The sequence below is a fragment of the Streptomyces acidicola genome, from assembly GCF_009377235.1.
In the GTDB taxonomy this organism is placed as follows: Bacteria; Actinomycetota; Actinomycetes; order Streptomycetales; family Streptomycetaceae; genus Streptomyces; species Streptomyces acidicola.
Window position 1 is genome coordinate 14,588 of record NZ_VMNX01000030.1, and the last position, 22,461, is coordinate 37,048.

Annotated in this window: 17 protein-coding genes and 1 tRNA gene; 15 read left to right on the forward strand and 3 right to left on the reverse strand. The window is 70.4% G+C overall.

Features of this window, described 5'->3' with window-relative positions; translation table 11 throughout:
* Window positions 1-45: 45 nt before the first annotated feature.
* Window positions 46-2,868: a penicillin acylase family protein gene (locus FPZ41_RS11440; RefSeq protein ID WP_152861671.1), complete on the forward strand. Its 2,823-nt coding sequence runs from the start codon at window positions 46-48 to the stop codon at window positions 2,866-2,868.
* 77 nt (window positions 2,869-2,945) lie between these two features.
* Here the strand turns inward: FPZ41_RS11440 and FPZ41_RS11445 are convergent, their stop codons facing one another.
* The gene (locus tag FPZ41_RS11445; protein ID WP_152861673.1) at window positions 2,946-3,533 is read right to left on the reverse strand and encodes a 5-formyltetrahydrofolate cyclo-ligase; all 588 of its coding nucleotides are present in this window, start codon (window positions 3,531-3,533) and stop codon (window positions 2,946-2,948) included.
* A gap of 133 nt (window positions 3,534-3,666) precedes the next feature.
* Here FPZ41_RS11445 and galU point away from each other — a divergent pair, with 133 nt between their 5' ends.
* The 7 genes from galU (at window position 3,667) to FPZ41_RS11485 (ending at window position 9,900) form a co-directional block, all read left to right on the forward strand.
* A complete protein-coding gene (gene galU / locus FPZ41_RS11450) occupies window positions 3,667-4,569 on the forward strand; it encodes a UTP--glucose-1-phosphate uridylyltransferase GalU (RefSeq protein WP_152861675.1) in 903 nt (300 codons plus the stop codon).
* 5 nt (window positions 4,570-4,574) lie between these two features.
* On the forward strand, window positions 4,575-5,897 hold the full coding sequence (glp, locus tag FPZ41_RS11455; protein ID WP_152861677.1) for a molybdotransferase-like divisome protein Glp: 1,323 nt from the start codon (window positions 4,575-4,577) through the stop codon (window positions 5,895-5,897).
* Between the two features lie 321 nt (window positions 5,898-6,218).
* Window positions 6,219-6,731: a cyclic pyranopterin monophosphate synthase MoaC gene (moaC, locus tag FPZ41_RS11465; protein WP_152861679.1), complete on the forward strand. Its 513-nt coding sequence runs from the start codon at window positions 6,219-6,221 to the stop codon at window positions 6,729-6,731.
* Complete coding sequence (locus tag FPZ41_RS11470; protein WP_228022683.1) at window positions 6,728-7,399, forward strand: MogA/MoaB family molybdenum cofactor biosynthesis protein; 672 nt, start codon at window positions 6,728-6,730, stop codon at window positions 7,397-7,399. Before moaC ends, FPZ41_RS11470 begins: the two co-directional genes overlap by 4 nt.
* A gap of 20 nt (window positions 7,400-7,419) precedes the next feature.
* Window positions 7,420-8,064: a GNAT family N-acetyltransferase gene (locus FPZ41_RS11475; protein ID WP_322620100.1), complete on the forward strand. Its 645-nt coding sequence runs from the start codon at window positions 7,420-7,422 to the stop codon at window positions 8,062-8,064.
* 173 nt (window positions 8,065-8,237) lie between these two features.
* Window positions 8,238-9,647, forward strand: coding sequence for a divisome protein SepX/GlpR (sepX, locus tag FPZ41_RS11480; RefSeq protein WP_322620101.1), 1,410 nt, complete (start codon window positions 8,238-8,240; stop codon window positions 9,645-9,647).
* A gap of 179 nt (window positions 9,648-9,826) precedes the next feature.
* Window positions 9,827-9,900, forward strand: a tRNA-Ala gene (locus tag FPZ41_RS11485).
* Window positions 9,901-10,139: 239 nt separating this feature from the next.
* On the opposite strand, the gene FPZ41_RS11490 is transcribed toward FPZ41_RS11485, so the two are convergent.
* Complete coding sequence (locus FPZ41_RS11490) at window positions 10,140-10,736, reverse strand: hypothetical protein (RefSeq protein WP_152861683.1); 597 nt, start codon at window positions 10,734-10,736, stop codon at window positions 10,140-10,142.
* 439 nt (window positions 10,737-11,175) lie between these two features.
* A complete protein-coding gene (locus FPZ41_RS11500; protein WP_322620102.1) occupies window positions 11,176-12,219 on the reverse strand; it encodes a LacI family DNA-binding transcriptional regulator in 1,044 nt (347 codons plus the stop codon).
* 430 nt (window positions 12,220-12,649) lie between these two features.
* On the opposite strand from FPZ41_RS11500, the gene FPZ41_RS11505 reads away from it, so the two are divergent.
* The 7 genes from FPZ41_RS11505 (at window position 12,650) to FPZ41_RS11535 (ending at window position 22,399) form a co-directional block, all read left to right on the forward strand.
* A complete protein-coding gene (locus tag FPZ41_RS11505) occupies window positions 12,650-13,144 on the forward strand; it encodes a hypothetical protein (protein ID WP_194236065.1) in 495 nt (164 codons plus the stop codon).
* Window positions 13,057-14,391 (forward strand): ABC transporter substrate-binding protein, encoded by a 1,335-nt coding sequence (locus tag FPZ41_RS11510; protein ID WP_152861687.1) that lies wholly within the window; start codon window positions 13,057-13,059, stop codon window positions 14,389-14,391. The genes FPZ41_RS11505 and FPZ41_RS11510 overlap by 88 nt, the downstream gene beginning before the upstream one ends.
* Window positions 14,392-14,396: 5 nt before the next feature.
* Window positions 14,397-15,368 (forward strand): carbohydrate ABC transporter permease, encoded by a 972-nt coding sequence (locus FPZ41_RS11515; RefSeq protein WP_152861728.1) that lies wholly within the window; start codon window positions 14,397-14,399, stop codon window positions 15,366-15,368.
* The gene (locus FPZ41_RS11520) at window positions 15,365-16,201 is read left to right on the forward strand and encodes a carbohydrate ABC transporter permease (RefSeq protein ID WP_152861689.1); all 837 of its coding nucleotides are present in this window, start codon (window positions 15,365-15,367) and stop codon (window positions 16,199-16,201) included. The genes FPZ41_RS11515 and FPZ41_RS11520 overlap by 4 nt, the downstream gene beginning before the upstream one ends.
* An 8-nt stretch (window positions 16,202-16,209) precedes the next feature.
* Window positions 16,210-16,824: a hypothetical protein gene (locus FPZ41_RS11525; RefSeq protein ID WP_152861691.1), complete on the forward strand. Its 615-nt coding sequence runs from the start codon at window positions 16,210-16,212 to the stop codon at window positions 16,822-16,824.
* 58 nt (window positions 16,825-16,882) lie between these two features.
* Window positions 16,883-18,679 (forward strand): sugar-binding domain-containing protein, encoded by a 1,797-nt coding sequence (locus FPZ41_RS11530; RefSeq protein ID WP_152861693.1) that lies wholly within the window; start codon window positions 16,883-16,885, stop codon window positions 18,677-18,679.
* A 63-nt stretch (window positions 18,680-18,742) separates the two neighbouring features.
* The gene (locus tag FPZ41_RS11535; protein WP_152861695.1) at window positions 18,743-22,399 is read left to right on the forward strand and encodes an alpha-glucuronidase family glycosyl hydrolase; all 3,657 of its coding nucleotides are present in this window, start codon (window positions 18,743-18,745) and stop codon (window positions 22,397-22,399) included.
* The last annotated feature ends 62 nt before the right edge of the window (window positions 22,400-22,461 follow it).

Consider the following 22,461-nt stretch of genomic DNA (forward strand, 5'->3'; position numbering starts at 1 on the left):
AGCACAGCCCGGCCTGCCGCTCGCATTAGGACAGCAAGGACAGCGATGCCCCCCAACACCACCGCCTCTTCCGGTCAGCAGCCCGGCAAGTCCGGCAGGAAGAAGGGGCGCAGAGCCCGCCTGCTCGTGATCGTCCTGGTCCTGGCCATCATCGGGGGCGTCGGCTACGGGTCGTACTGGTCGATCGACACCGTGCGCGCCTCGTTCCCGCAGACCAAGGGTTCGATCAAGCTGGACGGCCTGTCCGGGCAGGTCGACGTCCAGCGCGACGACTACGGGATCCCGCAGATCTACGCGTCCACCGACGAGGACCTGTTCATGGCACAGGGTTACGTCCAGGCGCAGGACCGGTTCTACGAGATGGACGTGCGCCGCCACATGACCGCGGGCCGTCTGTCCGAGATGTTCGGCAAGGGCCAGATCGCCAACGACGCGTTCCTGCGCACCATGGGCTGGGACAGGGTGGCGCAGAAGGAGTACGACACCAAGCTGTCCGCCGAGACGAAGAAGTACCTCCAGGCCTACGCGAAGGGTGTCAACGCCTACCTGCGGGGCAAGGACGGCAAGGACATCTCCCTGGAGTACGCGGCCCTCGGTTTCAGCAACGAGTACAAGCCCGAGGAGTGGACCCCGGTCGACTCGATCTCGTGGCTGAAGGCGATGGCCTGGGACCTGCGCGGCAACATGCAGGACGAGATCGACCGCGCCCTGATGACCAGCCGCCTGGGCCCGAAGCAGATCGCCGACCTGTACCCGGAGTACCCGTACAACCGGAACAAGGCGATCATCCGCGAGGGCGGGTACGACGAGTTCGCCGGAACCTGGAGCCAGGGGGCGCAGGGCACACAGGGGGCGCAGGGAACGCAGAGCGCCGGAAGCTCCGCGCAGAGCGGTGCGGGCACGGGCGGCGGCGGAATCCCCGCAGGGACCGCGGGGACCGCGGGAACCGCAGGGACGGCCGGCACCTCCTCGGCCCTCCAGTCGCAGCTCTCGGGCCTCTACAGGGTGCTGGAGGACGTGCCCGAGGCCGTCGGCGTGAACGGCAACGGCATCGGCTCGAACTCCTGGGTCGTCTCCGGCGACCACACCATCAGCGGCAAGCCGCTGCTCGCCAACGACCCGCACCTGTCGGCCTCGCTGCCGTCCGTCTGGTACCAGATGGGTCTGCACTGCAAGGCGATCTCCCAGAAGTGCCAGTACAACGTGTCCGGCTACACGTTCGCCGGTATGCCCGGCGTGATAATCGGCCACAACGAGGACATCGCCTGGGGCATGACCAACTCAGGCGTCGACGTCACGGACCTCTACCTGGAGAAGCTCACCGGGAACGGTTACGAGTACGACGGCAAGGTGCGCTCCTTCGAATCCCGCGAGGAGACCATCGCGGTCGCCGGCGGCGGGTCCAAGAAGATCGTCGTCCGCACGACCAACAACGGCCCCCTCCTGTCGGACCGGGACGACGAGCTCCTGAAGGTCGGCAAGAAGGCCACCGTCAACACCGCCGCCCCCGACCGCGGCGACGGCTACGCCATCGCGCTGCGCTGGACCGCGCTGGACCCGGGCACCTCCATGGACGCCGTGTTCGCCATCAACAAGGCCAAGAACTGGGCAGGCTTCCGCAAGGCCGCCGCCCTGTTCGACGTGCCCTCGCAGAACCTGGTCTACGCCGACAGGGAGGACAACATCGGCTACCAGCTGCCGGGCAGGATCCCGATCCGCGGCGAGGGCGACGGCTCGCTCCCGGCGCCGGGCTGGGACTCCAAGTACCGCTGGACCGGCTACATCAAGCAGGACGAACTGCCGTACGAGTACAACCCGGACCGCGGCTACATCGTCACCGCCAACCAGGCCGTCGTCGACAAGGACAAGTACCCCTACACGCTCACCACGGACTGGGGCTACGGCACGCGCAGCCAGCGGCTCGCCGACCTGATCGACTCGAAGATCAAGGGCGGCGGGAAGATCTCGACCGAGGACATGCGGCAGATGCAGCTGGACAACAGCAGCGAGGTCGCCCGGCTGCTGGTGCCCAAGCTGCTGAAGATCGACGTCGAGGACAAGAGCGTCCGGGAGACGCAGAAGCTGCTGGAGGGCTGGGACTACACCCAGGACGCCGACTCGGCGGCGGCCGCGTACTTCAACGCGGTCTGGCGCAACATCCTCAAGCTCGCCTTCGGCAACAAGCTGCCCAAGGAGCTGCGGGTCAAGGGGCAGTGCCTCACGGTCGATCCGGTCGACACGACCGGCCCCGCGGACGAGGACCAGAAGGTGCGCGAGTGCGGTGAGCGCGACGCGGACCAGGCACAGCCGGACGGCGGCGACCGCTGGTTCGAGACGGTCCGCAGGATCATCGACGACGAGGACAACGACTGGTGGTCGGCGCCCGGCACGCGGACCGAGGAGCCGGCCACGACCCGTGACGAGCTGTTCGAGCGGGCCATGGACGACGCCCGCTGGGAGCTGACCGCCAAGCTCGGCAAGGACATCGACACCTGGAACTGGGGCCGGCTGCACCGCCTGTTCCTGAAGAACCAGACCCTGGGCACCGACGGCCCCGGCTTCCTGCAGTACATGCTCAACCGCGGCCCCTGGAATCTCGGCGGCGGCGAGGCCACGGTCAACGCGACCGGCTGGAACGCGGCCGGCGGCTACGGCGTCGTCTGGGTGCCGTCGATGCGCATGGTGGTCAACCTCGGGGACCTCGACAAGTCCAAGTGGATCAACCTCACCGGTGCCTCCGGACACGCCTACAGCGCCCACTACACGGACCAGACGGACAAGTGGGCCAAGGGCGAGCTGCTGACCTGGCCCTTCTCGCAGAAGGCGGTCGACGCGAACACGAGCGACACGCTGCTGCTGAAGCCGTGACGCCGCTCGCCTGACGCACGCCGGTGGAAGGGCCCTCTACGCGCGCGTAGAGGGCCCTTTCCGTGCGCGAGGGGCACCTAAGGGCGGGCGGTTCGGAAGCGCCGTACTCCCGAAGGGGTCACCACCGCGTGCACCGGACGGTCATGGGGCTCCTCCGGCACGCGGTCGACGACCTCCGTGTCGTACAGGAGCACCACCAGCGCCGGATCGGCCCCCGCGCGCTCCAGACGGGCGAGAACACGGTCGTACGAGCCACCGCCGCGCCCCAGGCGCATCCCGCGGGTGTCCACGGCGAGACCGGGCAGCAGGACGGCGTCGGCCCGCTCGACGGCCGCGGGGTCGAGGCGCTCGCCGGCCGGCTCCAACAGGGCCATCTTTCCGCCGTGCTGGACACGCACCAGGGAACCCTCACCCTCGTACGCGCCCCAGTCGAGATCGTTGTCCTCCATCAGGACCGGCAGCAGAACACGCACCCCGCGCGCGTGGAGCGCGTCGAGAAGCGTGAGAGTGCCCGGTTCATTCCCGACAGAGACGTATGCCGCGACCGTGCGGGCCTGTGCCAGTTCGGGCAGGCCGAGCGCACGGACGGCAAGAGCGTCTGCGGCTCTCCTGACGTCATCCGCCGTCAACCCTTTCCTCACCGTGAGGAAGCCCTGCCGCAACATTCGCTTGGCAGCGTTGCTTCCACGCCTCATCCGGCTCACAGACTGCTCCCGTAGTGTTCATGGCGGGCTCATATGAGTGCGAATTAACCGGAGCCACAGATTCTGCACAAAGGCACCGGATAGGGTTGCGCGCATGACTGACTCGAACCTCAGGATCACCAAGGCTGTCATCCCCGCAGCCGGCCTCGGCACCCGGTTCCTGCCCGCCACCAAAGCCACTCCCAAAGAAATGCTGCCGGTCGTCGACAAGCCGGCGATCCAGTATGTGGTCGAAGAGGCGGTGTCTGCGGGGCTCGACGACGTCCTCATGATCACCGGTCGTAACAAGCGTCCCCTGGAGGACCACTTCGACCGCAACTACGAGCTGGAGTCCGCCCTCCAGAGGAAGGGCGACGCCGGCCGGCTCGCCCGGGTCCAGGAGTCCAGCGACCTCGCCACCATGCACTACGTCCGCCAGGGCGACCCCAAGGGCCTCGGCCACGCCGTCCTGTGCGCGGCCCCGCACGTCGGCCAGGAGCCCTTCGCCGTCCTCCTCGGCGACGACCTCATCGACCCGCGCGACCCCCTGCTCCAGCGCATGGTCGAGGTCCAGGCGCAGCACGGCGGCAGCGTCGTCGCGCTCCTGGAGGTCGCCCCCGAGCAGATCCACCTCTACGGGTGCGCGGCCATCGACGCCACCGAGGACAGTGACGTCGTCAGGGTCACGGGCATGGTCGAGAAGCCCGAGCAGGCCGACGCCCCCTCGAACTACGCGATCATCGGCCGCTACGTCCTCGACCCGCAGATCTTCGAGATCCTCCGCAAGACCGAGCCCGGCCGCGGCGGCGAGATCCAGCTCACCGACGCCCTCCAGCAACTCGCCGCCGACGAGGAGCTGGGCGGCCCCGTCCACGGCGTCGTATTCAAGGGCCGCCGCTATGACACCGGTGACCGCGGCGACTACCTGCGTGCCATTGTCCGACTCGCATGCGAACGTGAAGACCTGGGCCCGGACTTCCGGACCTGGCTTCGCAGTTACGTAGCCGAGGAGATGTAGCGACTTTGAGCAGCGCCCCGACCCGCGACACCGGCCAGGACCACGTCTGGACGGTGACCGAGCACCTGGAGGACATCCTCGCCACCGTCCGCCCCCTGGAACCCATCGAGCTGCAACTCCTCGACGCCTTGGGCTGCGTCCTGGTCGAGGACGTCACGGTGCCACTGTCACTGCCGCCGTTCGACAACAGCTCGATGGACGGGTACGCGGTGCGGGTCGCGGACATCGCGGGCGCGAGCGAGGAGTACCCCGCCGTCCTGACGGTGATCGGCGACGTGGCCGCGGGCCAGGGCGAGCAGCCGCACGTGGGACCCGGCGAGGCCGCCCGCATCATGACCGGCGCCCCGCTGCCGCCCGGCGCCGAGACCGTCGTCCCCGTGGAGTGGACCGACGGCGGCCTCGGCCAGGGGCCCGTCTCCCGGATGCGCGCCCACAGCGCCAGCCCCGAGGGCGCCTCCGGGCAGGTCGCCGTCCACCGCGCGGCCGAGGCACGCGCGCACGTGCGGGACAAGGGCAGCGACGTGAAGGCCGGCGACCGGGCCCTGGCGGCGGGCACGATCCTCGGCCCGCCGCAGATCGGGCTGCTCGCCGCGATCGGCCGCGCCATGGTCCGCGTGCGCCCCCGCCCGCGCGTGGTCGTCCTGTCCACCGGCAGCGAACTCGTCCAGCCCGGCGAGAAGTTGGACCCCGGCCAGATCTACGACTCCAACAGCTTCGCCCTGACCGCCGCCGCCCGCGACGCCGGAGCGATCGCCTACCGTGTCGGCGCCGTCACCGACGACGCCGAGATCCTCCGCGCCACCATCGAGGACCAGCTCGTCCGTGCCGACCTGCTCGTCACCACGGGCGGGGTGAGCGTTGGAGCGTACGACGTCGTCAAGGAGGCCCTCCAGTCCGTCGGCGACGAGGACGAGGCCGGCAGCGGCGTCGAGTTCCGCAAGCTCGCCATGCAGCCCGGCAAGCCCCAGGGCTTCGGCTCCATCGGCCCCGACCACACCCCGCTGCTCGCCCTGCCGGGCAACCCGGTGTCGTCGTACGTCTCCTTCGAGCTGTTCGTACGGCCCGCCATCCGCGCCCTGATGGGACTGGAGGACCTCCATCGGCCCTCCACCCGCGCGACGCTGGAGGCGCCCAAGGCGCTGACCTCGCCCGCCGGGCGCCGGCAGTTCCTGCGCGGGACGTACGCCGACGGGAAGGTCACCCCCGTAGGGGGTGCCGGATCGCACCTGGTCGCGGCCCTCGCCCTTGCCGATGCGCTGATCGTGGTCCCCGAGGACGTGGAGTCGGTCGAGCCCGGCAGCGAGGTCCAGGTCGTCCTCCTCGGCTGACCACCGGGGCCCTGTCGTCAAAATCCCTCCGCCACTGCCTTGAGGGCGTGGGAGGTACCCCACTCGCCGCACCGGGCGAAAGCCCAAGTACGTCCAGGGCGAAAGCCCAAGTACGTCCAGTACGAGGGCTTCCGCCCGGCACGCCGAGAGCACGCACCTGACGCCGCGAGGCCCGCCCTTCGGGCGGACGACGGGAGTTTGACGACAGGACCCGGGGCCAGGGAGAACCGGCTCCGCGGGGCCGCTGAAGTTGGCGTACCGTGTCGCGCACAACAGGCCGTTCGCCCACCGCGACGGCCCTGACCGGGAGCGCCACACCACATGACTGTGTCTTCCCGGGGGGAGACCCCCGGACCGCCTGCGGACGACCGACTGACGCACATCGACGAGGCGGGAGCCGCCCGCATGGTCGATGTGTCCGGGAAGGACGTGACCGCGCGCACCGCCCGCGCCAGCGGCCGGGTCCTGGTCTCACCGCGCGTGGTCGAGTTGCTGCGTGGCGAGGGGGTGCCCAAGGGCGACGCCCTCGCCACCGCGCGTATCGCGGGGATCATGGGCGCCAAGCGCACCCCCGAACTCATCCCGCTCTGCCACCCGTTGTCGGTGTCGGGTGTCAAGCTTGATCTGTCGGTCGCGGACGACGCCGTCGAGATCCTGGCCACCGTGAAGACGACTGACCGCACCGGCGTGGAGATGGAGGCCCTCACCGCGGTCAGCGTGGCGGCGCTCACCGTGGTCGACATGGTCAAGGCAGTCGACAAGGGGGCGGTCATCACGGACGTACGCGTCGAGGAGAAGACCGGCGGGAAGTCCGGCGACTGGAGCCGGGAATGACCGGTTCCCCGTCTCTGGGCGGCGCCCTGGTCGCGCCGTACGCGGCCCTGGTGGTGACCGCCTCCAACCGGGCGGCCGCCGGGGTGTACGAGGACAAGGGCGGCCCCCTGATCGTGGAGGGGCTCGGCAGGCTGGGCTTCGCCGTCGACGGCCCGCAGGTCGTCCCCGACGGTGACCCGGTGGCGCAGGCGCTGAGGGCGGGTGTGGACGCCGGGTACGACCTCATCGTGACCACCGGCGGAACCGGCATCTCACCCACCGACCGGACCCCCGAGGCCACCCGGAGCGTCCTCGACCACGAGGTGCCGGGCATCGCCGAGGCCATCAGGGCGTTCGGCCGTCAGAAGGTGCCCACGGCGGCGCTGTCCCGTGGGCTCGCGGGCGTCGCGCGCGGGACACTGATCGTGAACCTTCCGGGCTCCACCGGCGGCGTGAAGGACGGGCTGGCGGTGCTGGAGCCCCTGCTGGTCCACGCCGTCGACCAGATCCGAGGCGGGGACCACCCCAGACCCGGCGGGGGTACGGAAGCCGCCGGGCACAGACCCGGCGGGGGCACGGAGGCCGCCGGGCACAGACCCGGCGGGGCCGCCATGGACGGCCCCGGAGCCGCCCCGGAGCGTCCCGGAGCCGACACGGACCGTCCCGGACCGAGTGGGGGTGCGAGCTGAACAGCCCATCCTGGCCCGCCGTGCTGGTGGACGGCGACATCGTCCTCCGGCCCATAAAGCTGCGCGACCAGCGGGCCTGGCGCGAGGTCAACCGGCGCAACCGGGACTGGCTGCGGCCCTGGGAGGCGACGATTCCGCCGCCCACGCCCGGCGGCCCGATCACCCACCGGCCGACCTACCGCCAGATGGTCCGCCATCTGCGGGCGGAGGCGAACGCGGGCCGGATGCTGCCGTTCGTGATCGAGTACCAGGGCCGGCTCGTCGGACAGCTGACGGTCGCCGGGATCACCTGGGGCTCGATGTGCTCCGGACACATCGGCTACTGGGTGGACGAGACGGTCGCCGGGCGGGGCGTGATGCCGACGGCCGTGGCCCTCGTGGTCGACCACTGCTTTCGCGCCGTCGGTCTGCACCGCATCGAAGTCTGTATTCGCCCCGAGAACGGGCCCAGCCGCCGGGTCGTGGAGAAACTCGGATTCCGCGAGGAAGGGCTTCGTCCACGATATCTTCACATCGACGGGGCCTGGCGCGACCATCTCGTCTTCGCACTCACCGCCGAAGAGGTCCCCGACGGCCTGCTGGCCCGCTGGCAGCGGGTACGCGCGGGGAACACTCCGCGGAGCAGCACATCGCAGAACACTTCCGGCGAGTCTCCCCGCAAATGAAATACATGTTCGAAATTGATCGCTCGTCGATCGTCCGAGGGCGTTAATTTCGCACTCTCAGTGTCCTGTTGATCACATCGGTCGCAAAAAAAGCTCGAAATATCAGCCAGATCGTGCGACACACCGGAGCAATTGGCAGATGGCCCCAAGCAAACCCCTCTACCGTGTGAGGCGTGAGCAGCAGCGGCCTCATCTACGCAGTCATCGTCGGGGCCTGGGCCGCCTACTTGGTGCCGATGTGGCTCCGTAGGCAGGACGAGCTGAACGAAGCCCGTCCGACGGAACGCTTCAGCACCGCCATCCGGCTGCTTTCCGGACGGGCGGGCATGGAGCGCCGGTACGCCAAGGACCTGCAGGCGCGCTCCACCGACGAGGGGGAGCGCAACGCCGACCCGGATGCCGTCACCGACTCGGTGGACGTCCGGGCCTACGCCATGCCTCCGTACCGTCCGCAGACCAGGACGCAGCTTCCGGTGGAGCCGGGCGAGCCCAAGGGCAAGAGCGGCACACCTCAGGGTGGTGCGCCCCAGGGGAGCGCCAGGTCCGGGGTGTCCACGGGTGCCAGGCCGGTGCCGCAGCAGGCGCAGCCGGGCAGCAAGGCACAGCCGGGCGGCAAGGCGCAGCCAGGCAGCAAGGCACAGCCTCAGTCGTCGCACGCTTCGCCGCCGTCCAAGGTCGCCGGGAAGTCGGCATCGGGTGTGCGCGGGCCACGTGGGACCTCGGCGGAGTCGGCCGCACGCGCCCGGCGCTTGAAGGTGCTCGCGCGCCGGCGGCGTACGACCGTCATGCTCTTCGTCGCCTTCACATGCGGAGCGATCGTCGCGGCGGTCGGAGGGCTCGCCTTCCTGTGGGCGCCCGGCGTACCGGCGGTGCTGCTGAGCGCGTACATCGCGTACCTGCGCACCCAGGAGCGGCGGCGGTTCGCGTACACGATGGACCGGCGCCGGGCCGAGGTGGCGGCACAGCGGCTGCGTGAGCGCCAGCCCCGGCGGCGCCCGACGCCCGACGTGGACGCCGACGAGCCGGAGGACGGACCAGAGACCGGGACGAACCCGGGCCTCTCCGCGCTCGCGGCAGACCGCCGCGCCCTCGTCGAGCAGACCGACCACGCGGAGTGGGTCGACCAGCAGCGCGAGCGGCAGCGCCGCCCCGGCCAAGGGGACAGCTGGGACCCGGTTCCGGTACCGCTCCCCACGTATGTGACCGCGCCGGTCGCACCGCGGGCCACACCGGACGTGGACCTGGGCGCGCCGGACTCCTGGAGCTCGGCGCGGTCGAGTGCGGTGGGATCGGGCGCTGCGGGAGCGGCGGGTACGGCGGCTGGTACCGGAAGGGGCGCCGGCACCAGCACCGGCAGCGGCACCAGCATCAGCACCGGTGCCGCCTCCGGGCAGGAGCCGGAGTCCTCCACGCCCGTGGCCGCCGATACGGCCGAGGAGGGCCCGGCGGGCACCGGCTCCTCCGGCGACAGCCGCTGCGATGCCCGCCGTGCCGCGTCCGCGCGCCGGGCCCGGGAGCGGGGGCGCACCCCGCTGTTCGACCAGTACGAGGACGGCGACCGGCCGCGGGCCGCCAACGAGTAGGTCCGCGGTGTGCCGGAGGACCGACGGCGTGTGCGCTGACGCCCCGGCAGGTCGGGCGGTGTGTCCTCGCCCGTCCCCTTCCCGGCCGTCGCCGGGGCGCGCGAGCGGGGTGCCGTTGACCAGCGCGGAACGGATTTCCAAGCAGCCGGATGGGGATGCTAGAGTTTCACTCGTTGCAAGGGCCTGTGGCGCAGTCCGGTAGCGCACCTCGTTCGCATCGAGGGGGCCAGGGGTTCAAATCCCCTCAGGTCCACGCACGACTGTTCTTGAGTTCGCTCAAGGTCGGTTGACGAGATCCCGGCGATCATGATGATCGCGCGGGATCTTTGTCGTTTCCGGGGTCTGTTCGAGCCTGTTCGGTGGTGGATGGCGGCGGTCCTTGGTGGGCGCAGGGGCGGCGGGCTGCCGTCGGCTGCTGAAGGCACCGCGGCCGGCCCCGGGGTTCCGGGGCCGGCCGCGTTCAGGTGTGGGGGATGTTCTTCTCGTGGGGCTTCATTCGGTGAGCGGAGGTGGCCGGCTGATCCCGGCGGGCGAGTCTTTCTCCGGCTGCGTCGGTTGCTGGGAGAGCGTGTCGGTGTAGTCGGTGTAGTCGGTGTAGTCGGTGTGCGTGAGGTGGGTGCCGGTGCGCTGGTAGAGCCAGGTTTCGAGGATGTCGAGGTTGCCGGCGGTGACCATGAGGGCGACGAGGAGGGTCTGGGCTACTTGTCCTCGTGCCTGGCGGTGTTTGGGGCTGCCGATGTCGAGTTCGTCGCTCTTGAGGCGGCCGCGGATCCCCTCGTTGCGGGAGCGGATGGGCTTGTAGGCGGCGGTCCAGTCGTCGGAGAGGTAGTGCCTGTCCTGCCGGAACTTGGCGGTCTTGAGATCGTCGGCGGCGTCGGCGGGAATCGTGATGTCCGACTTGCGGCAGACTGGGGGAAGTTCGTCTGCTGGTGGCGGGTCGAGCCACTCGTTCTGTGGCAGTTGGACGGTGGGCAGGGCGGCGGGGTGCGCGGCGAGTGTGCGGCGGTCGCTGAAGTCGACGACCGAGGTGGGCGGGCCTGGGGTGCGGGGTGTGCGCGGGCGGAGCCGGTCGCGGCGTGCGCAGTTCACCGACGGCGACGGTCCTGCGGCTGGGCACTGCAGGCGGACGGCGCCCCGGGCGTCAGGGCCCTGCTTGGTCTTCAGGAAGTGCGGTTCTCGGGCGGCGATGTGTTCGGTGAGCTGCTGATTGTCCCGGATTTCGCGGACTGGGACAGCACGCCCAGCTCGTCGCGGATCCGCATCGCCAGACAGCCCTTGGGGAAAGCCGCACGAGCAACCCGAGCAGTCATCTCAGGGATCTCGGGAGCGGGGACAGGATGCAGCGACACCGCCGATCCTCCTCACTTCCCCGCGAACAGACCGATCCCCAACACCATCCCACCCCGAGAACCCGCAGGTCAGCAGATTCTCAAGAATCGGGCGACACAGTCCGACACGTCACCAGAAGCGGCTGGGCGCTCGTGCGCCGAGGGGACCGTCCTTCGTCCGACGGTGCCCTCGGCCCGGATCAGCGAAAGAGCTGTTGGCGCCCGCCGTTCGTGGACTCCCGGGCGTGCAGCCAGTGCGGAGCCGTGTGCACCTCGAACGGCAGGGGCTCGTCCGAGCGGATGCGGGCCGCCAGGCACTTTACGGCCAGCGAGGCGATGGCGGTCTTGTCGGGGACCACGGACGTGAGGGACGGCGTGCTGTAGAGCGCCTCGTCGGAGCCGTCGATGCTCGCCACGGCGACATCGTCCGGGATGGCCAACCCCGCTTCGAACAGGGCGCGTTGGGCACCGACGGCCAGCAGGTCGCTGAAGCAGAAGACCGCGTCGGGGCGTACGCCGGCCGGCAGGGCGGTCAGGGCGCGCATCGCCAGCAGGCCATTGCGCCGGTCGAACTCCTTGATGGCGGGGGTGAGCCGGGGGTCGTAGATCACCCCGGCTTCGTGCAGGGCGAGTTGGAAACCCTCCAGGCGCTGACGACTGGTCGCCGACGCCTGCTGGTCCACACCGATGGCGGCGATCCGCGTACGGCCGAGAGCGGCCAGGTGCGCGGTAGCATCGCGTGCCGCCGCGACGTTGTCGATCAGGACGTGGTCGGCGCCCACCTGGTCGCGCTCATAGCTGCGCTCCCCGAGCAGGACCAGCGGGAACTCGTTGGCCACGGCGGCGAGTTCGTCGGGCGAGACACGCAGGGGCGACAGGATCACACCGTCCAGCAGGGACGCTCCGACGCCGGTCGCCAGGCGCAGTTCCTCCGTCGCGTCGCCCAGCGTCTCCTCGATCAGGACGGTCAGGCCCAGGTGCGCGGCCTCGGCCCGTACGTGCTGGGCGAGTTCGGCGAAGTACGGCGTGGCCAGATCCGGGACGGCGAGGCCGATCAGGCCGCTGTGTCCGGTGCGCAGGCGGCGGGCCGACGGGTTGGGCCGGTAGCCGAGCTCGTGCACGGCCTTCAGTACGCGCTTCCGCGTGGCCTCGGATACGCGGGGAGCATTGCGTACAACGTTGGACACGGTCTTGATCGAAACCCCCGCCCGCTCCGCCACGTCCTTGAGTGTCACCGCGGCCACTGGCCAACCTCCTCACCTGTGTTTCTCCGCATTATGCAGGGGCTGTGGCGGGCTGTCAGCTCCGGGGTGGCTCGGAATCCCGTTCCGGACGAGGGGTTGACCGTGGCGAGATATCGCGATTACAACGTTGGAATCCCTCGGTAGCAAGCGATTGCTACCGAGGGCCTCACGCGGGCAGCCGACTGCTGTCCGTCGGACGGGTCCGGGCTGCCGGCCCGTGCCCACGGCGTCGACGCTCACCGCACATCTCATGAGAGGGCCCGCATGTCTCCGCACCGCTCCACCACCCCGCTGCGCACAGCCGTGGTCGGCACCGGGGGCATCGCGCGCTCCAGCCACCTGCCCGAGGCGGGCGACGCCGTGCTCACGCTGCCGCCCGACCTGCTCACCGACGCCGAGACCGACGCGGACGCGATCCGGATCCCCTCCGATGTCCGCCGAGGCCGAACAGGTGGCGGTCGCCCGCGCCCGCCGCGATCCGGCGACGCGCTGGTTCATGGAGATGCGCGACGCCACCGAGAGCGGGGACCCTGGGGCGCTTCTGACGGAGTTCCAGCGTGCCGCCGCCGATCCCGTGCGCCCCCTGGTGGACGCCTGGGGGCGGCGTCGGCGTGATGGCGCGCAGGCCGCCACGTCGGCGACCGCGGCCCACCTCGCCGCCCTGCGCGACAAGGACGAGCGGCACCTGACCGAGGCCCAGGTCGCCGCGACCGGGCCCACCGCACGCGGACGCTTCGGCATGTGCGGCCGCCTGGACGTCCATCCGGGATCTGACGTCCCTCCGACTGCCTTGCGCAGCACTCCCCTTCACATCCTCTCCTCCCCTGGAAGGTCCCCATGCCCGAGCCTCCGAACGGCCCGTTCCCACGCCCGAGCCGCCGGGCCGTCCTGGCCGTTGCCGCCGTCGGCCTCAGCACCGCTCTGACCGGGACGCTGTCCGCGTGCTCCGCCGCGAGCGGCGACACGTCCGGCATCACCGTCCGGTTCTCCTGGTGGGGCAACGACGACCGTGCCGCGCGCACCGAGAAGGCGGTCCGCCTCTTCGAGAAGGAACACCCCGGTGTCACCGTGCGCACATCGAACAGCGACTTCGGGTCGTATCTCCAGAAGCTGGCCACGCAGGCCGCCGGCGGCGGGGTACCCGACGTGGTACAGCTCGACTACCGGCAGATCTCCCAGTACGCGGGCGGCAAGGCGATCATGCCGCTGGACGGTGTCGTCAAGGACCTGACGATCCGCACCTCCGACATGGACAAGGACTTCCTGCGCACCGGCACCTACAAGGGCAGGCAGTTCGCCCTGCCCATGGGGCGTGGCATCACCGGATACGCCTACGACTCCGCCGTCTACAAGAGGGCCGGTATCCCCACGCCCCGGCCCGGCTGGACCTGGCAGGACTGGGCGAAGGCCAACAAGAAGATCGCCGCCCTGGGGCTGAAGTCCCCCGACGGACGCCCCTACACGGGCTCCAACGACGGCGGCGACAACGAGGACGTCTTCGAGACCTGGCTGCGCAGCCGCGGCAAGAACCTCTACGCGAACCAGACGAAACTCGGCTTCACCGAGGACGACCTGACCGCTTTCTGGTCGTTCCGCGACCGGCTCCGCAGGGAGGGAGCCATCGCTCAGGCCCGGGACACCGTGCAGGCCAAGAGCACCGAGACCAGCCCCATCGGCCGACGTCTCGCGGCCGCCGACTTCACCTGGGACGCGCCGTTCCCCGGATACACGGCCCTGCTCGGCGAGGACATCCACTTCGCGCCCGTGCCCACGACCGACGGCCGGCAGGGCGCGTACTTCAAGCCGAGCATGCTCCTCGGCATCGGCTCGCAAAGCGGACACCCCAAGGAGGCGGCCCAGTTGATCGACTTCCTCCTGAACGACCCACGGGCCGGCGACATCCTCGGCTTCTCCCGGTCCACCCCGCCCAACCGCAAGATCGCCGCCCGCGTCGCCAGGACGCTCGAGGGACCGGAGCGGGAGATCTACGACTACGCGCAGACGATGGAGAAGTACGGCCTGGACGCCCCGCCGACCGCACCGCCGCCCGGCGACCTCGCGATCCAGACCGCGCTCAAACGGGGCTACCAGCGCGTGATCCACGGCATGGCCACACCGCGGCAGGCGGCACGTGAACTCATCGACGAGGCGAACCGGGAGCTGGAGTCATGAGAGTCATGAGCACGGTCTCGACGACGAGGGCGCCCGAACGCGCCGCCCGCACGACGCGGCCGGGCCCGCGGAAGAGCAAGCGGCGCCAGATCCGTGAACGGCAGTGGCCCGCCTATGTGTTCCTGTCCCCGTGGATGATCGGCGCGGTCGTGTTGACCCTCGTGCCGATGGCCGTGTCCCTGTACCTGTCGTTCACGGACTACAACCTGTTCGACCCGCCGCACTGGGTGGGGCTGCGCAACTACCAGGAGATGCTGACCGAGGACCCCCGCTACTGGCGGTCGGTCGGCACCACGATGCTGTACGTCGTCGTGGCCGTCCCGCTGAAGCTGGGCCTCGCCCTCGGCGTGGCGATGCTGCTGAGGAACCTCAGCCGGGGCCGGGGCTTCTACCGCTCCGCGTTCTACGCGCCGTCCCTGCTCGGCGCGAGCATGTCCATCGCCCTGGTGTGGAAGGCGCTGTTCAACGACGGCGGCACCGTCGCAGGCGTCCTGGACTCGGTCGGCATCCACACCGGCGGCTGGGTCGGCAATCCCGACCTCGCGGTGTATGTGATCGTCCTGCTGACGGTGTGGCAGTTCGGTGCGCCCATGGTGATCTTCCTGGCGGGCCTCCAGCAGATCTCGCCCGACCTCTACGAGGCCGCGGCGCTCGACGGCGCGGGCCGCCGGCGGCAGTTCGTGTCCATCACCGTGCCGATGCTGTCCCCGGTCGTCTTCTTCAACCTGGTCCTGGAGGTCATCAACTCCTTCCAGGTCTTCACCCCGGCCTTCGCCGTCAGCGGCGGCGACGGCGGCCCCGCCGACTCCACGATGTTCTACACGCTGTACCTGTACGAGCGCGGCTTCACGGCCTCTCACATGGGATACGCGGCGGCGATGGCCTGGCTGCTGCTGATCGCCATCGGCGCGATCACCCTGATCCTGTTCCGGACCTCCCGGTCCTGGGTCTTCTACGCGGACGAGGAGGGCCGATGAACATCGCCACGAAGCGGTGGCTGCCGCACACGGTCTCGGCCGCCGCGCTGCTCGTCCTGCTGTATCCGCTGGCCTGGCTGCTGGCCACCTCGCTGAAGCCGGCCGACGAGGTGATGACGAGCCTCGACCTGTGGCCCAGCCACCTGGAGTGGTCGAACTACACGACCGCCCTGGACGGGGTCTCGGGCGTCACCGTCACCCAGCTGCTCGGCAACACCCTGCTGATCGCGGGGGGCGCCGTCCTCGGCAACGTCCTGTCCTGCTCGCTGGCCGCCTACGCCTTCGCCCGGCTGCGCTTCCGCATGAGCAAGGTGATGTTCGCCTTCATGGTGGCGACGCTGATGCTGCCGCACCACGTCGTACTGATCCCGCAGTACATCATCTTCAACCGGCTCGGCCTGGTGGACAGTTACTGGCCGCTGATCCTGCCGAAGTTCCTGGCCACCGAGGCGTTCTTCGTCTTCCTCATCGTCCAGTTCATGCGCGGCCTGCCGCGTGAGCTGGAGGAGTCCGCGCGGATCGACGGCTGCGGTCCCTTCCGTACGTACTGGTCGATCACACTGCCGCTGGCCCGGCCCGCGCTGATCACCACGGCCATCTTCACGTTCATCTGGACGTGGAACGACTTCTTCACGCAGATGATCTATCTCTTCGCGCCGGAGAAGTACACCATCACCCTCGCCCTGAGCAGCTTCGTCGACCAGTCCAGCACCTCCGCGTACGGGCCCATGTTCGCCATGTCGGTGATCTCGGTGCTGCCGATCGTGCTGTTCTTCTTCGTCTTCCAGCGCTACCTGGTGCAGGGCATGGCCACGTCCGGACTGAAGGGGTGAGGCACACCATGGCCCACGCACCGATCGCGCCCCGGCGCGAGCGCCGGGAACCCGGAGAGGTCTTCGGCTCCGGCTTCACCCTCTTCGCCGACATGCTGCTCGTCGGCCTGCTCACCAGCCTCGCCTGCCTGCCGGTCGTCACGGCCCCGGCCGCGTTCGCCGCGGCGTCCGCGACGCTCCGGCAGGCCGCGGGCAACGGCGCGCAGGTCAGGGCCGGTACGTACGGCGCTCATCTCCGTGCCCACCTGTCCGCGCGGTCGACGGCCCTCGGTCTGGTGCCGCCACTGCTCGCGCTGGTCGTCCTGATCGATGCCGCGCTGATGCGTGCCGCGCTGCCCGGAGCGGCCGTCATGGTGCCCGCCCTCGCGCTGCTCATCCTGGGCGCCACGGTCGTGGCGCTACGGGCGGCAGCGCTGGAGGCACCGCACGTCCTGTCCGCTCGCGAAGCGCTGCTCCGCTCGGCCGCGAACCCGCGCGGCAGTCTCCTGCTGGCCGGTGCCGTGATCCTCAGCGCGCTCCTGGCCTGGTCGATTCCGCTGCTGATCCCGCTGCTGCCGGGGCCGCTGGCGTTCGCCGCCACGGTCGTGGACCTCCGTTCCCCCGCGGACGCCCAGGAGAACTGAACGGTGGCGCGGCACCTTCCCATCCCCCACCCACGCACCACACCACCGGAGTTCACGCATGCCCCACCCGCACCTGGACGCCGCAGGCCATCCGAGGCCGCAGCTGATCCGCGATCCCGACTGGCGCGACCTCGGCGGTCCCTGGCAGTTCGCCCACGACGACGAGGACCGCGGTCGCGCCGACCGCTGGATGGACCCGGCGAACTCCGCACCGTTCACCGGCACCGTCACCGTGCCCTACCCGCCTGAGTCCGCGGCCTCGGGCGTGGCGAACACCGCCTTCCACCCCGTGCTCTGGTATCGGCGCACGATCGACGTGCCCCGGCCGGCCGCCGGGCGGCGGCTCCTGCTGCACTTCGGTGCGGTCGACCACCGCGCCGAGGTCTGGCTGGGCGGCCGCCTGGTGGGACGGCACGAGGGCGGGCACACCGGCTTCACCTGTGATCTGACCGACGCCATCGACCGGGACGGCGAGCAGACCGTCGTCGTCCGAGCCGAGGACCAGCCGCTCGACGCCGCACAGCCCCGCGGCAAGCAGGACTGGCGCCGGGATCCGCATGTCATCTGGTACCACCGCACCTCCGGGATCTGGCAGCCGGTGTGGCTGGAAGAGGTCCCGGCCGAGCACATCGCACTCCTGCACTGGACCCCCGAGGTCGCCCACGCCCGCGTCCGCTGCCGGCTGCGGCTCGGCCACTGGCCGCGGCGCCCGCTCACCGTGACGGTCCGCCTCACGCGGGGTGAGCGGGTGCTCGCCGAGCAGCGGACGCTGATCGAGGGCCAGGAGACGGAGTTCGATGTCGCGGTGCCCGCCCTGCGCCACGCGCAGGATCTCGACGAACTGCTCTGGAGTCCGGAGCGGCCGCAACTCGTCGACGCCGTGGTGGAGTTGCGCAACGCGGCCGAGGACACACCGGTCGACCGTGCGACGTCCTACCTCGGCCTGCGTGACATCGGCTGGGACGACGGCGTCTTCCTCCTCAACCACAAGCCGTACTTCCTCCGGTTCGCGCTCCAGCAGGGCTACTGGCCCGCATCGCATCTGTCGGCCTCGGCCGAGGAACTGCGCCGCGACGTCGAACTGGCGAAGGAGATCGGCCTGAACGGGCTGCGTATCCACCAGAAGGTCGAGGACCCGCGCTTCCTGTACTGGGCCGACCGGCTCGGGCTGCTGCTGTGGGAGGAGATGCCGTCGGCGTACGCCTTCGGCGCACAGACCGTCGAGCGCGTGGTCGCCGAGTGGACCGAAGCCATCTCCCGCGACCTCAGCCACCCCTCGATCGTGGCCTGGGTCCCGATCAACGAGTCCTGGTCCGTGCCGAACCCGGCGCTCGTCCCCGCGCAGCGCCACTTCATGGACGCCCTGTACCACCTGACCAAGGCCCTGGACCCGTCCCGGCCCGCCGTCTCCAACGACGGCTGGGAGATCTCCGCCGCCGATATCTGGGGCGTCCACGACTACACCCAGCACGGGGACGTACTGCGCAGGCGCTACGGCCACGCCTCGCTGCGGCGGGGCGAGCTCGCCGAGCAGTGGCCCGGCGCCAAACGGCTGACCCTGGACGGCGTCCGCCACCAAGGGCAGCCCGTCGTTCTCAGCGAGTTCGGCGGCGCGACCTTCGAGCCGGCCGAGGGCGCCGAGTGGTTCGGCTACGACACCGTGGCCACCAAGGAGGACTTCGCGGAACGCCTCGCCGAGCTGGTGACCGCCGCGGTGGACTCCGGGCTCGCGGGCTACTGCTACACCCAGTTCACCGACACGGAGCAAGAGACCAACGGCCTGCTCACACCGGAACGCCAACCGAAGATTCCCCTGGCCGAACTGCGCGAAATTCTCACCCGAACCCGCACATAGCGCCGCTCGCCGGCTGAGGGCTCGGGGCAATTCCCTTCGTTCTTCCGCAGAGGAGAAACCGCAATGGCGCGATCCGAGTACGAGTACAGCCGTCGCCGAGTGCTCCAGGCATCCGCTCTCGCCTTCGCCACCGTACTGAGCCCGTGGAGCACGGCGGCCGGCTTCGCCCCATCGGCAGGCACCCCCGATGAGGACGGCTACGATCTCTGGCTGCGCTACCGCCCCACCACCGATCCCCGCCGGCTCGCCGAGTACCGGGAGGTCCTGGCCGGTCTGGCACGTCAGGGCGAGGGCCGGGTCATGGGCAACGCCGAGTCGGAACTGCGGCGAGCCGCCCGGGGCTTCACCGGCAGCGCACCGGCCCGGGTTCCCGCCGATCGCGCCTCGGTCGTCATCGGCACGGTGGACGAGTCACCGGTCGTGCGCTCCCAGGTGAGCCCCGGTCGGCTGGCCCGGATCGGTGAGCAGGGGTACGTGATCGAGATGACCGGCCCGCCGGGCAGGCGGCGTCTGGTCGTCGGGGCCCGCAGTGATCGGGGCGTGCTGGCCGGGGTCTTCCATCTCATCCGTCTGCTCCAGCTCGAGCGGCCACTGCACAAGCTGTCCATCGTGGAGAAACCGCGCACCGCACTGCGCATGATGAATCACTGGGACAACTTCGACGGGTCCATCGAGCGTGGCTACGCGGGCACTTCGCTCTTCGAGTGGGACAAGCTGCCGGACATCTCCGACCGGCTCGTCGACTACGCGCGGTCCATGGCATCGATCGGCATCAACGCCTCGGTGCTCAACAATGTGAACGCCGACGCCGACTTCATCACCGGCGAGATGCTGACCGGACTCAGACCCCTGGCGGCACTTCTCCACTCATGGGGCATCTCCGTCTGGCTGTCCGTCAACTACGCCAGTCCGATGAGCCTGACCGCGGACGACGCGGATCCGATCACGACGGCCGACCCCGCCGATCGACGGGTCCAGCGGTGGTGGCAGGACAAGAGCGCCGAAATCTTCAACAGCCTGCCCGGATTCGGCGGGTTCCTGGTGAAGGCGAACTCGGAGGGGCAGCCCGGCCCGCTGGATTACGGACGCACCCATGCCGAGGGCGCGAACATGCTGGCCCGCACGGTCGCCCCGCACGACGGGCAGATCGTCTGGCGCAGCTTCGTCCACGAGGATTTCAGCGACTGGGCGGAGTACCAGTACCGGGTGTTCGCCCCGCTGGACGGCACGTTCGACGACAACGTCATCCTCCAGACCAAGTACGGACCGATCGACTTCCAGATCCGCGAGCCCGTACACCCCCTGTTCGGCGCGATGCGGCACACGAACCAGATGCTGGAACTCCAGCTCACACAGGAATACACGGGCCACACGCTCCACACGACCTATCTGGCTCCGCTGTGGCGGGAGGTGCTGACCTTCCCGACGCGGGGGCCCGGCACCGGACCGACCGTCGCCGACATCCTCGCGGACGGCGACGGCCGTGCGCCGCGGGCGGGCATCGCCGGGGTCAGCAACTTCGGCAACGCCCGCAACTGGACCGGCTATCTGATGGGAGCGGCGAACACCTATGCCTTCGGCAGGATGTGCTGGGACCCGGACGCCGATCCCCGGGACCTGGCCGCGGAGTGGGCCGGGCTGACCTTCGGCACCGACGACGCGGTCACCGAGGTCGTGGCCGACATCCTCGTGCACTCGCGCCGGACGTACGAGGACTACACCTCGCCGCTGGGGATGGGCTATCTCACCGACCCCGGTGGCGACCATCTCGACCCGAGCCCGCTGGGCACCCTCTTCCAGTCACACCACTCCACGACCGAGGGCACCGGCTTCGACCGCACCGAGGCGACCGGCAGCGGCTTCACCGGGCTCTACCCACGGCCGTGGCAGGAGCACTACGCGTCCACGGCGACCTGTCCCGACGACCTGCTGCTGTTCATGCACTGGGTGCCGTACGACCATCGACTGCGGTCGGGCAAGACGGTCATCCAGCACATCTACGATACGCACTTCACCGGGGTCGACCGCATCGACCGGTTCCTCGCCGGGTGGAGCAAACTGTCCGGGGAGGTCGACCGGCAGCGCCATGCCGCCGTCAAGGCGGGCTTCGAGGCCCAGCGGGAGCACGCGACGTTCTGGCGCGACACGGTGGTCGGATTCTTCTTCGACAAGAGCCGCATCGTCGATGCGCGGCGGGAATGGCTGCGAGCGGCGCTGAACGGCTCACGGGTGCTGCTCGGCGGCCGGCCCAACCTCCTGCCGGTCACCGTCACCAACGCCTCGGCGCGGGACCGCGACCTGACGGTCTCGCTGCGGCCACCGGCGGCGGACTGGCGCACCGAGCCTGCCGAACAGTCCGCGGCCGGCGCCGCGACCGCCGAGCTCGAACTGCCGGTCACGCCCCCCTTGTCGGGCACCGTCGCCGCCCTGGACCTGGATGTGGCGCCGAAGGTCACCCGGCTCGACGGCCGCCCGCCGTCCCTGGTCGTGGCCCCCGAGGGCAGTCGCTGCCTCCTGGCACTCAACGCCGGTCCGCGGAACGGGACTTCGATGCCCGGCTACGACGCGCTGACCCCCGAGTCGGCCTGGTCCGCGTCGGCCGGCCACGGCTGGGTCGGCGCCGCCCCGTCGGCCAGGGACCGTGGTGGCGAGCCCCTGTTGCGCGACCACCTCTGGCACAACTCGTCCCGGGTGCTGCGCGTCGCCCTGCCGGCCGGCGAGCACACCGGGTACGCGCTGGTCGGTGACACCGGGGCCACGGCCTCGCCGACCCGGGTCGCGGTGGACGGCGCCGCCGTCGCCACCAGTCCGAAGCAGCCCGGCGGAACCTTCACCTGGCTGGAGCTCCCCCTCGACGGAGGTGCCACCGGCCGCACCACGGACATCACGTTCACGGGGGTGGGCGGCCCCTGGCGGCTGTCCGCGTTCGCCGTCACGGACCCCGGCGCCCCGGTGCCGTCCCTGGTCGTCATGCGGGCGGTGGCGGATCCGGTGTGGTGGGCGGGCCGGGCCAACCCGGTCACGGTGCTGGTACGCAACACCGGCACCGAGGACCGCGATGTCACCGCCCGCCTCGTCACCCCCGACGGCTGGTCCGGCACCGAGCGGACCGTGACCGTCACCGCCGGAGCCGAGCGAGAGCTGACCGTCACCGCGACCCCGGTGCCCACTCCGGGATTCGCCACCGTCGAGATCCGGCTCACCAGCGGCGACGAGGAGACCGAGCGCGGCCGGTCGGTGCCCGTCGTCACCACGCCGCACCCCGATGACGCGGCCACGGCGTTCGACGCCGGCCCGCCGGCCAGCCCGCTGCTGACCGGATACACCAGACTGTCCCCCGAGGACGGCTACAGCGCCGACCGCGGCTTCGGTTGGGTCGGCGACCGGCCGAACACCCGTGACCGGGGCAACGCCGACGATCTGCGCCGCGACATCGTCATGCAGCGGGGCAAGCCCACCGTCCTGCGCGTCCCGGTGCCGGCCGGCAAGCACACGGTGTGGGTGCTGACCGGCGACTCCCTCACCGATTCGGGTGTCACCACCATCTCCGAGGGCGGCACGGTCCTCGGACGCTCCGGCGACGACAGCCTGCCGAGCCGAGCCTTCGTCTGGTTCTCCTTCGCCCTCGATGGTGGAGCCCATGGGCGCACCGCCGACCTGGAGATCACCGGCTCGAAGCTGAACGGCCTCTGGCGCATCGCGGCCCTCGTCGTCGTCTGAGCCACCTCCGCGCCGTACACCCATCTGTTCTTCCGGGCGCGGCCCGCGACCCGGCGTCTCCA

Excerpts from the sequence above, each read along its gene's own strand:
- FPZ41_RS11440 (WP_152861671.1), top strand. The coding sequence starts at position 46 with ATGCCCCCCAACACCACCGCCTCTTCCGGTCAGCAGCCCGGCAAGTCC.
- FPZ41_RS11525 (WP_152861691.1), top strand. The coding sequence starts at position 16,210 with ATGGCCCACGCACCGATCGCGCCCCGGCGCGAGCGCCGGGAACCCGGA.
- FPZ41_RS11445 (WP_152861673.1), bottom strand. The coding sequence starts at position 3,533 with ATGTTGCGGCAGGGCTTCCTCACGGTGAGGAAAGGGTTGACGGCGGAT.
- FPZ41_RS11530 (WP_152861693.1), top strand. The coding sequence starts at position 16,883 with ATGCCCCACCCGCACCTGGACGCCGCAGGCCATCCGAGGCCGCAGCTG.
- FPZ41_RS11520 (WP_152861689.1), top strand. The coding sequence starts at position 15,365 with ATGAACATCGCCACGAAGCGGTGGCTGCCGCACACGGTCTCGGCCGCC.
- FPZ41_RS11535 (WP_152861695.1), top strand. The coding sequence starts at position 18,743 with ATGGCGCGATCCGAGTACGAGTACAGCCGTCGCCGAGTGCTCCAGGCA.
- FPZ41_RS11510 (WP_152861687.1), top strand. The coding sequence starts at position 13,057 with ATGCCCGAGCCTCCGAACGGCCCGTTCCCACGCCCGAGCCGCCGGGCC.
- FPZ41_RS11470 (WP_228022683.1), top strand. The coding sequence starts at position 6,728 with ATGACCGGTTCCCCGTCTCTGGGCGGCGCCCTGGTCGCGCCGTACGCG.
- FPZ41_RS11505 (WP_194236065.1), top strand. The coding sequence starts at position 12,650 with ATGTCCGCCGAGGCCGAACAGGTGGCGGTCGCCCGCGCCCGCCGCGAT.
- FPZ41_RS11515 (WP_152861728.1), top strand. The coding sequence starts at position 14,397 with ATGAGCACGGTCTCGACGACGAGGGCGCCCGAACGCGCCGCCCGCACG.
- galU (WP_152861675.1), top strand. The coding sequence starts at position 3,667 with ATGACTGACTCGAACCTCAGGATCACCAAGGCTGTCATCCCCGCAGCC.
- moaC (WP_152861679.1), top strand. The coding sequence starts at position 6,219 with ATGACTGTGTCTTCCCGGGGGGAGACCCCCGGACCGCCTGCGGACGAC.